The following is an 8,967-nucleotide window of genomic DNA, read 5'->3' on the forward strand; positions in this document are numbered from 1 at the left end:
GGTGAAGCGCCTGCCGCTCGCCGAAGAACCCGGCGCGCCCGCGGCCTATGGCGGCGCCGGATCGATCGACGGATCGATCCCCGGCCGCTTCTGGATCAACCTGCGCACGACCGATCTGCACAGCAAATATTCGCTGCCCGACCTCGCGATGCACGAGGCGATCCCGGGCCATGCCTGGCAGGGCGAATATGCCAACAAGATGCCGCTGATCCGTTCGATGCTCGCCTTCAACGCCTATTCCGAGGGCTGGGCGCTCTATGCCGAGCAGCTTGCCGACGAGTTGGGGCTCTACGACGACTTCGAGGTCGGCCGGCTCGGCTACCTCCAGTCGATCGCGTTTCGCGCCTGCCGCCTCGTCGTCGATACCGGGATCCACGCAAAGCGCTGGACGCGCGAGGAGGGCGTGCGCTTCTTCGTCGAACGCAACGGATCGAACCCGTTGGAGGTCGCGAGCGAAGTCGATCGTTATTGCAGCTGGGTCGGGCAGGCCTGCGGCTACAAGGTCGGCCACAGCGAAATCGTCCGCCAGCGCGGCCGCGCCCAGACCGCGCTCAGTGCCAAATATGACCTGCGCGATTTCGACGACACCGTCGTGCTCGGCGGCAATGTGCCGCTCGACGTTCTCGCGAAGAATGTCGACGAATATATCGCGGAAACGAAGGGATAGTGCCCGGAAAAAGGCAAGGCGATCCTTCGCTGACGCTATCGCCGACGGTAGGCGGACCTGACGGGTTTGCCTATTTCTTCCCGAACAACGAGCCCGCAATGCCGCCCAGGTCGTTGAGCGGGTTGCCGTCGCCATCGCGGTCGAGCGCACCGAGAATGCCCGCGCCGCCGTCCTGCTGGACCATCTGCGCAAAGCGACCGAGCGAGCCTTCGCCGCCGATCTGGCCGATGATCTCCTGCAACTTGTCGAGCGGCAGACCGGTGGTCGCGGCAGCGCCTTCGGCGGTGTCACCCTGCATCGGGTGATGCTTGGCGAGCGCGGCAATCGCCGATTCGACATGCTCGGGCGACAGGCCGACCTTGGCGGCAAGGTTGGCCACCGTGTCGTTTCCGGAAATCTGTCCGAGAATATTGTCCAAGATGCTCATGGCTGCGCTCCTTCGCTTCGAGTCGGAACCGACGCTATCACGGCGCAGGCAGCGGCGCGAGGTCCGGCGGGACGAACCCGCGCCGCGCCGGCACCGAAAAGAGCAGGTCGCGGCTGTAGAAGCGCAGCGGCCAGTCGCGCGCGCCCACGGGCGATCGCAGCAACGCATTGACGCGGCTGGTCAGGCCCGTCTCCGCCGTTTCAGCGAGGAACAGCCGCACCCCCGCGACATAGGCGCGGGTGATGCTGTCGTGATAGCCCTGCGTGTCGTCGTTCACGCCGCCCACGCTTTCGTTGAAGCGGCGGATGATCGGCGCAATTTCGGCATCGACGTCGATGTCGGGGCGCTCGCTCAGCAGCCAGAGGCACGCCGCCAGATGCGCCTCGTGCGTCCACGCCTCGCGCGGCAGGGTGCAGGCGAGCAAGCCTGCACCGATCGCGCGAATATCGGCATCGCGCTCGAACAGGCGCGGGGTAAAGTCGGTGGTCATGGGTCCGGTCCTTCCGGGTGAATGAGCACCCGGAAGTTTCCGGGTTGGGGTTAGAACCCGCCCAATACACCGCTGAGGTTTGAAGCGATTTCGTTCAGTGCAAGGAGAAGAGACGCCCGGATATAGATATATCCCAAGGCTCTTCGACGCGGCAATGGACGAAATCGGTCAAATCCCGAAGGGACGCCCAAATGACTTCGCCATTTGGGCGCCTCAGCGGCGTATTGGGCGGGTTCTAACCCTTAGGCCGCGACGGCGGCCTGCGGTGCGGCGTTGCGGACGCCTTCGTCGACATGGTCCGCAAATTGCGCGAAATTGTCGATGAATTGCTGCACCAGCGTTTGCGCCGTGCGGTCATAGGCCGCCTTGTCGACCCAGGCCTCGCGCGGATCGAGCAGGCCCGAATCGACGCCGGGCACCGCAACCGGAACCATGAAGCCGAAATTCGGGTCCTTGCGGAATTCCGCATTGTTCAGGCTGCCGTCGAGCGCCGCGTTGAGCAGCGCGCGGGTCGCCTTGATCGGCATGCGGCTGATCCCCTCCATCGTCGCCATGCCGCCGGTCCAGCCGGTGTTGACGAGCCAGCATTCGACGCCGCCCTTGGCGATACGCTCCTTGAGGAGATTGCCGTAGACCGACGGATGGCGCGGCATGAAGGGCGCGCCGAAGCAGGTCGAGAAGGTCGCCTCGGGCTCGGTCACGCCGATTTCGGTGCCCGCAACGCGCGCAGTATAGCCCGACAGGAAGTGATACATCGCCTGATCGGGGGTCAGCTTCGCGATCGGCGGCAGCACGCCATAGGCATCCGCGGTGAGCATGATGATATTCTTGGGCACCGGGCCCATATTCTTTTCCGACGCATTCGGGATGAAGTCGATCGGATAGGACCCGCGGCTGTTTTCGGCGAGGCTGTTGTCGTCGAGGTCGAGTTCGCGCGTCGCGGGGTCGATCACCACATTTTCGAGCACCGTGCCGAAACGCTTCGTCGTCGCATAGATTTCGGGTTCGGCCTCCGCCGACAGGCGGATCATCTTGGCGTAGCAGCCGCCTTCGAAGTTGAAGACCGCGGTGTCCGACCAGCCATGTTCATCGTCGCCGATCAGCGTGCGCGAGGCGTCGGCCGACAGCGTCGTCTTGCCGGTGCCCGACAGGCCGAAGAAAACCGCCGTATCGCCGTCGGCGCCGATGTTCGCCGAGCAATGCATCGGCATCACACCCTGCACCGGGAGGAGATAGTTGAGGATACCGAACACCGACTTCTTCATTTCGCCGGCATATTGCGTGCCGCCGATCAGGATCAGCTTTTCGGAGAAATTGACCGCGATCACCGTTTCGGTGCGCGAACCATGCTTCGCCGGATCGGCGCGGAAGCTCGGCAGGTCGATGATGGTGTATTCGGTCGCGAAGGACGCCAACTCCTCGGCCGTCGGACGGCAGAGCAGCGTGCGGATGAACTGGCTGTGCCAGGCGAATTCGGTGATGACCTGCACCCCGACGCGATATTCGGGCTGCGAGCCGCCGAACAGCTGCTGGCGATAGACGCGGTCGCGCGACGCGAGATGGGCAAAGAAATCGGCCTTGAGCGCGGCGAAATGATCGGGCGTCATCGGCACGTTGGTCTTGCCCCACCAGATCGTATCTGCCGTTTCGGCATCCTGAACGATGAACTTGTCCTTGGCGCTGCGCCCGGTGTGCTTGCCGGTTGCGACGACGAGCGGGCCGTCCTTGGCGAGCAGGCCCTCGCCATTGCGCACGGCATCCTCGACGAGCTGCGCGGTGCCCCAGTTTTCGGCCACATTCGCTTTGGTTTCGACGGTGTCGGTGCCGATCACAACCTTGGTCATTTGCTTCGCCTTTCCTCTGCGCCGCGCGCACCTTTGCATAGGTATGCAGGACATGCCATGCGAAAGCGATGGGCCCGCATGAACATGGGGTGCCGACGTCACGCCGATTCCGAAATCCCGGCCGCGTTAGCGATAGCCGAGGCGGAGGTCAAAAGATTAAAAGGTGAATCGCGGGCGGGACGTGCGCAGTTGTCGCTGGGCGGCAGATCGGCTAGTCCGGCGCCGGGTCCGCCCAATGGAAAGAGCATGACGGCAACCATCGCGCTGGTCGACGACGACCGCAACATCCTGCAATCCCTGTCGATCGCGCTTCAGGCCGAAGGCTTCGTCACGCGCGTCTATTCGGACGGCGAAGCCGCGCTGAAGCCGCTCATCGACAATCCGCCCGATCTGGCCGTCTTCGACGTCAAGATGCCGCGCATGGACGGGCTCGAGCTGCTGCGCCGCCTGCGCGAGAAAAGCCAGCTTCCGGTGATCTTCCTGACCAGCAAGGACGACGAGATCGACGAGGCGCTGGGGCTCGCGATGGGCGCCGACGACTATATCTCCAAACCCTTTTCGCAGCGGCTGCTGATCGCCCGCATCCGCGCGATCCTGCGCCGCGTCGACCTCAACCGCAATGCGGCGGCGGCGGACGACGAGCCTGCGGCCGAACCGATCGTGCGGGGCCGGCTCGCGATGGACCCGGCGCGGCACAAGGTGAGCTGGGGCGGCAAGGATGTGACGCTGACCGTCACCGAATTCCTGATTCTGGAGACGCTTGCCAGCCGCCCGGGCATCGTGCGCAGCCGCAACCAGCTTCTCGACGCGGCCTATCAGGACGATGTCTATATCGACGATCGCACCATCGACAGCCACATCAAGCGCCTGCGCCGCAAGTTCCGCGAGGTCGATTCGGACTTCGACGCGATCGAGACGCTCTATGGCGCGGGGTATCGTTTCTCCGATGATGGCTGACGCGTCGATTGCCGAACAGGAAGAGGCGCCGCTCGTCTGGTCGGCGCGCTGGTCGCTGACGACGCGCATCCTGGCCGTCAACATCCTGGCGATCGCGCTGCTGGCGGGCGGATTCTTCTATCTCGATACCTATCGCACCCGCCTCGTCGATACGCGCATTTCCGAAATGCAGGACCAGCTCGGCCTGCTCGACAGCGCGCTCGAGGCGGCGCGCCCCGACCAGCGTGCGCGGCTGATCGGCGAATTCACGCGCGCGACCGAATCGCGGCTGCGCTTCTATGCTGCCGATGGCCGCAAGCTGTCCGACAGTTTCGATCATGGGCCGCCGACCTATACGCTGCGCGATCCCGATTTGCAGGCGTGGCAGCGCGATGCGGCGCGCGCGATGGACCGCGGCATCGACTGGATCGTCGGCGCGCCGAGCTACCCCGAATTTACCGAACCGGCCCAGGACACGCTCGCCGCCTGGCCCGAGGCCGAAGCGACATTGCGCAGCGGCGAAGCGCAAGCGCGATTCCGCTATGCCCCCGAACGCACCCCGCTGCTCAGCGCCACCCGCGTCGTCGATCTGGAGACACCCGAGGTGATGCTGATGACGCTCAACGCGCGCGACATCACGCGCACGGTGCGCGCCGAGCGCTTCCGCCTCGCAATCGTCATCGCGATGGTCGTGATCGCATCGGTCCTGCTGTCGCTGTTTCTGGCGCGCACGATCGTTCGCCCGCTGCGCCGACTGGCACGCGCCGCCGTTCGCGTCCGGCTGGGCCGCGCGCGCGAGGTGGTCGTCCCCCGCCTGCCGAGCCGCCGCGACGAGATCGGCACGCTGGCGCGCGCGCTGAGCGACATGACGCAGGCGCTGCGCGAGCGCATCGACGCGGGCGAACATTTCGCCGCCGATGTGACGCACGAGCTAAAAAATCCCATCGCATCGGTGCGATCGGCGATCGAGGGGCTGGGGCGCGTCACGTCCGACGCGCAGCGCACCCAGTTGCTCGCTATCGCCGACGAGGATGTCCGCCGGCTCGACCGCCTCGTCACCGACATCAGCGACGCAAGCCGGATCGACGCGCAATTGTCGCGCGCGTCTTTTGAACCCGTCGATGTCGGGCTGATGATCGAATCGATGCTCGCCGCGCGCTGCGCCCGCAACAGCCAGAACGAAGATCGACCGCGCATCGCCTTTGCGCGGCCGCGCAAGGGGACGACTGCGGTGATGGGCGACGGCCATCGGATCGAGCGGGCGATCGACAATGTCATCGACAATGCGATCAGCTTCTCGCCCGCTGGCGGCCTCGTCTGCATCGCCGCCACGCGGCTGGGCGACGAGGTCCATGTGCGGGTCGACGACGACGGGCCGGGGATCGAACCGTCGCAGCGCGAAGCAATTTTTCGCCGTTTCCACAGCGAACGGCCGTCGGGGGAAGCGTTCGGCAAGCATAGCGGGCTGGGCCTCGCCATCGCGCGAACGATTATCGAGGGGCATGGCGGCACCATCTCGGCGCGCGACCGCGACGACGGCCGGCCCGGCGCCAGCCTGCTGATCACCCTGCCCGCGCGCGAAGGCTCCGATCCCACAGGCTGAACTTGCCGCGGGCGCCTATCGCCTTGCAGCCCCGCTTCGTCGCCGGTAAGCCTGCACCCATGTTCCCGAGCAGGACCAGGGCCGAGATCCACAATATCCATGCGAGCTGCGTGGCAGCGGGCAATGGCGGCGTCCTGATTCTCGGCAATTCGGGTCAAGGCAAGTCGGATCTTGCGCTCCGCCTGCTCGACCGGGGCGCGCGGCTCGTCGCCGACGACCGCTGCGACATATGGTACGAGCGCGGACGCCTGTGGTGCCGCCCGCCCGAAAATCTGGCCGGAAAGCTGGAAGTGCGCGGCATCGGCATCATCGAGCGACCGTGGACCGCTCCGGTGCCGCTGGCTCTCGCGGTCCGGCTTACCGACCATTATGATCGCATGCCCGCGGTGAATCAGGTCGAAATGGTCGTCGGCCATCCCCTGCCCGCGCTGCTGCTTTCGGCCTTCGAAGTATCGGCCCCGATCAAGATATTGCTCGCGCTCGAACGGCTGGCGCCGGCCGCATGAGCGATCCCGCCGCGCCGCGTCTGCTGCTCGTCACCGGCCTTTCGGGCGCCGGCAAGTCGACCGTGCTCAAGGTGCTGGAGGATCTGGGGTGGGAGGTTGTCGACAATCTGCCGCTCGCGCTGCTCGACGCGCTGATTGACGCGCCGGTCCAGCGCAGCGCGGCGAACCGGCCGATCGCGGTGGGCATCGACAGTCGCAGCCGTGGTTTCAAGCCGGCGCTGCTCGTCAAACGCATGAAGGAACTGCGCGAAGCGGGCGGGCGCGACATGCAGACGCTGTTCCTCGATTGCGCAGGTGCCGAACTCGAACGGCGCTTTTCGGAGACGCGCCGCCGCCACCCGATGGCGGAGGACCGCCCCGCCGCCGACGGCATCGCGCGCGAACGCGAGATGATGGAGCCGCTCCGCCGCTGGGCCGAGCATGTCATCGACACGACCAACTATACGAGCAACGATCTGCAGCAGGAGGTGCGCCAGCGCTTCGGCGGCGGCGGCGATGATGCGCCGGTGCTCAACATATTGAGCTTCGGCTTCGCGCGCGGGTTGCCGCGCCACGCCGATCTGGTGTTCGACATGCGCTATCTGCGCAATCCGCACTGGGACGCGGCGCTGCGCCCGCACACCGGGCTCGACCCCGACGTCGCCGCCTATATCCGCACCGATCCCGCTTATGAAGCGACGGTGACGCAGATCGAAACCCTGCTCCTCACCCTGCTGCCGCGCTACCGCGCCGAAGGGAAAAGCTATGTCACCATCGCCTTCGGCTGCACCGGCGGGCGCCACCGTTCGGTCCATGTCGCCGATCGTGTTGCCCGAACGCTACGCGCCGCGGGCCACGAGCCCACGGTGACCCACCGCAACCTTGACTCGGCCCCGCAAGATGGGCTTGAGGGCAAGCCCCCGCCCGCATCTCCCGCACCCGGCGGACAAACATAAGGGTCTCGCTTTTCATGCCCACCGATAAAGCCCTGCCGCTGCTCGGAATGGTTCTCGTCACGCACGGCCGCCTCGCCGAGGAAATGGTGACGGCGATGGAACATGTGGTGGGACCGCAGCGCGCGGTGGCGACGGTGTGCATCGGCCCCAACGACAATATGGAAGTGCGCCGCGGCGAAATTGCCGAAGCGATCCAGCGCGTCGACGAAGGGCGCGGCGTCGTCATGCTGACCGACCTGTTCGGCGGCACGCCGTCGAACCTTGCCATCAGCCTGCTGGAAAGCGGGCGAACCGAAGTCATTGCCGGCGTCAACCTGCCGATGCTCATCCGGCTGGAAAGCGCGCGCAAGACGATGGACCTGCGTGCCGCGGTGATCGCGGCCAAGGAAGCAGGCCAGAAATATATTTCCGTCGCATCGGAAATGTTGGGGGTGGGGCCATGAACCAGATCAGCGAAACGGTAGAAATCACCAACCAGCGCGGTCTGCACGCCCGCGCCAGCGCCAAGTTCGTTACCTTCGTCAGCCGCCTGCCCGAAACCGTGTCGGTCGAGGTCGAAAAGGGCGGGTCGCGCGTTTCGGGATCGTCGATCATGGGATTGATGATGCTGGGCGCGGCGAAGGGCGACAGCATCACGATCCACACCAGCGGCGACGGCGCCGAAGCCGCGATGCTCAAGCTCGTCGGGCTGGTCAAGGACAGCTTCGGCGAGGATTGATCCGATGGCCCCGACCGGCCAGCAAAACGCCCGCCGTTCCCGAATCGAAAGCCTGTCGAACCCGCTCGTCAAGCGGATGCGGCTGTTGCGCGAAAAGCGGCATCGCCGCGCCGAAGGACTGTTCCTGGCCGAAGGGCTGCGCATCGCGACCGAAGCGCGCGAGGCGGGCATATTGCCGCGCCGGCTGTTTCTGGCCGACGAGGGCGCCGCGCATCCGCTCGCGCGGACGCTGATCGACGCGACGCTGGCGAGCGGCGGAGAGGTGATCGACACGACGCCCGCGATCCTCTCCAAATTGTCGGGCAAGGACAATCCGCAAACCATCGTCGGCATCTATGCCGAGCCGCGAACCGCGCTTTCCGACATCGATCGCGATGCGGCGCCGATCTGGCTGGTTGCCGAACGGCTGCGCGATCCCGGCAATCTGGGCACCATGCTGCGCACCGGCGACGCGGTCGGTGCCGGCGGGTTGATCCTGCTCGGCGAATCGACCGATCCCTATGGCGTCGAGGCGGTGCGCGCGAGCATGGGGGCGATCTTCACCCAGCGGCTGGTGCAGGCCGAATGGGACGAGTTTCTGCCTTGGCTGCGCAGCGGGCGCGGCGAACTGGTCGCAACCTGGCTCGGCGACGACACCAAGGATTATCAGGCGGTGCGTTATGCCGCCCCCACCTTCATCCTGATCGGCAATGAATCGCAGGGCCTGCCGCAAGCCTATGCCGAAGCCGCCGACGTGCGCGTAAAAATGCCGATGATGGGCAAGGCCGACAGCCTGAACGCGGCCGTTGCGGCCGCGGTCATGGCCTATGAAGTGCTGAACCAGCAGCGAAGCTGAACGCCG

Annotated in this window: 11 protein-coding genes; 8 read left to right on the forward strand and 3 right to left on the reverse strand. The window is 65.9% G+C overall.

Translation table 11 applies throughout. The features are described from left to right. A partial coding sequence (locus ABS88_RS20610; RefSeq protein ID WP_286750453.1) for a DUF885 domain-containing protein occupies window positions 1–667 on the forward strand: 667 nt, incomplete at its 5' end. Window positions 668–737: 70 nt separating this feature from the next. Here ABS88_RS20610 and ABS88_RS20615 read toward each other — a convergent pair. The 3 genes from ABS88_RS20615 to ABS88_RS20625 all read right to left on the reverse strand — a co-directional run bounded on the left by ABS88_RS20615 (window position 738) and on the right by ABS88_RS20625 (window position 3,428). Further along, window positions 738–1,094 carry a hypothetical protein gene (locus ABS88_RS20615; protein ID WP_003040328.1) on the reverse strand — a complete coding sequence of 119 codons (357 nt, stop codon included), beginning with the start codon at window positions 1,092–1,094 and terminating at the stop codon, window positions 738–740. Window positions 1,095–1,131: 37 nt separating this feature from the next. Next, window positions 1,132–1,584: a hypothetical protein gene (locus ABS88_RS20620; RefSeq protein ID WP_286750454.1), complete on the reverse strand. Its 453-nt coding sequence runs from the start codon at window positions 1,582–1,584 to the stop codon at window positions 1,132–1,134. Between the two features lie 242 nt (window positions 1,585–1,826). Then, the gene (locus tag ABS88_RS20625) at window positions 1,827–3,428 is read right to left on the reverse strand and encodes a phosphoenolpyruvate carboxykinase (protein ID WP_286750455.1); all 1,602 of its coding nucleotides are present in this window, start codon (window positions 3,426–3,428) and stop codon (window positions 1,827–1,829) included. 246 nt (window positions 3,429–3,674) lie between these two features. Between ABS88_RS20625 and ABS88_RS20630 the strand changes: the two genes are divergently transcribed. Genes ABS88_RS20630 through ABS88_RS20660 form a run of 7 tightly spaced genes read left to right on the forward strand, consistent with a single transcriptional unit; the run spans window position 3,675 to window position 8,961 of the window. Continuing rightward, the gene (locus tag ABS88_RS20630; RefSeq protein WP_062900631.1) at window positions 3,675–4,385 is read left to right on the forward strand and encodes a response regulator transcription factor; all 711 of its coding nucleotides are present in this window, start codon (window positions 3,675–3,677) and stop codon (window positions 4,383–4,385) included. Continuing rightward, a complete protein-coding gene (locus ABS88_RS20635; RefSeq protein WP_371830024.1) occupies window positions 4,375–5,967 on the forward strand; it encodes a sensor histidine kinase in 1,593 nt (530 codons plus the stop codon). The genes ABS88_RS20630 and ABS88_RS20635 overlap by 11 nt, the downstream gene beginning before the upstream one ends. A 59-nt stretch (window positions 5,968–6,026) precedes the next feature. Beyond that, on the forward strand, window positions 6,027–6,473 hold the full coding sequence (locus ABS88_RS20640; RefSeq protein ID WP_003040343.1) for an HPr kinase/phosphorylase: 447 nt from the start codon (window positions 6,027–6,029) through the stop codon (window positions 6,471–6,473). Then, a complete protein-coding gene (rapZ, locus tag ABS88_RS20645; protein ID WP_062900633.1) occupies window positions 6,470–7,408 on the forward strand; it encodes an RNase adapter RapZ in 939 nt (312 codons plus the stop codon). Before ABS88_RS20640 ends, rapZ begins: the two co-directional genes overlap by 4 nt. A 38-nt stretch (window positions 7,409–7,446) precedes the next feature. Further along, window positions 7,447–7,851 carry a PTS sugar transporter subunit IIA gene (locus ABS88_RS20650; RefSeq protein ID WP_062902970.1) on the forward strand — a complete coding sequence of 135 codons (405 nt, stop codon included), beginning with the start codon at window positions 7,447–7,449 and terminating at the stop codon, window positions 7,849–7,851. Beyond that, window positions 7,848–8,126: an HPr family phosphocarrier protein gene (locus ABS88_RS20655; RefSeq protein WP_003040349.1), complete on the forward strand. Its 279-nt coding sequence runs from the start codon at window positions 7,848–7,850 to the stop codon at window positions 8,124–8,126. Before ABS88_RS20650 ends, ABS88_RS20655 begins: the two co-directional genes overlap by 4 nt. A 4-nt stretch (window positions 8,127–8,130) precedes the next feature. After that, a complete protein-coding gene (locus ABS88_RS20660; RefSeq protein ID WP_286750456.1) occupies window positions 8,131–8,961 on the forward strand; it encodes a TrmH family RNA methyltransferase in 831 nt (276 codons plus the stop codon). The last annotated feature ends 6 nt before the right edge of the window (window positions 8,962–8,967 follow it).

Source organism: Sphingopyxis sp. SCN 67-31 (assembly GCF_001725095.1).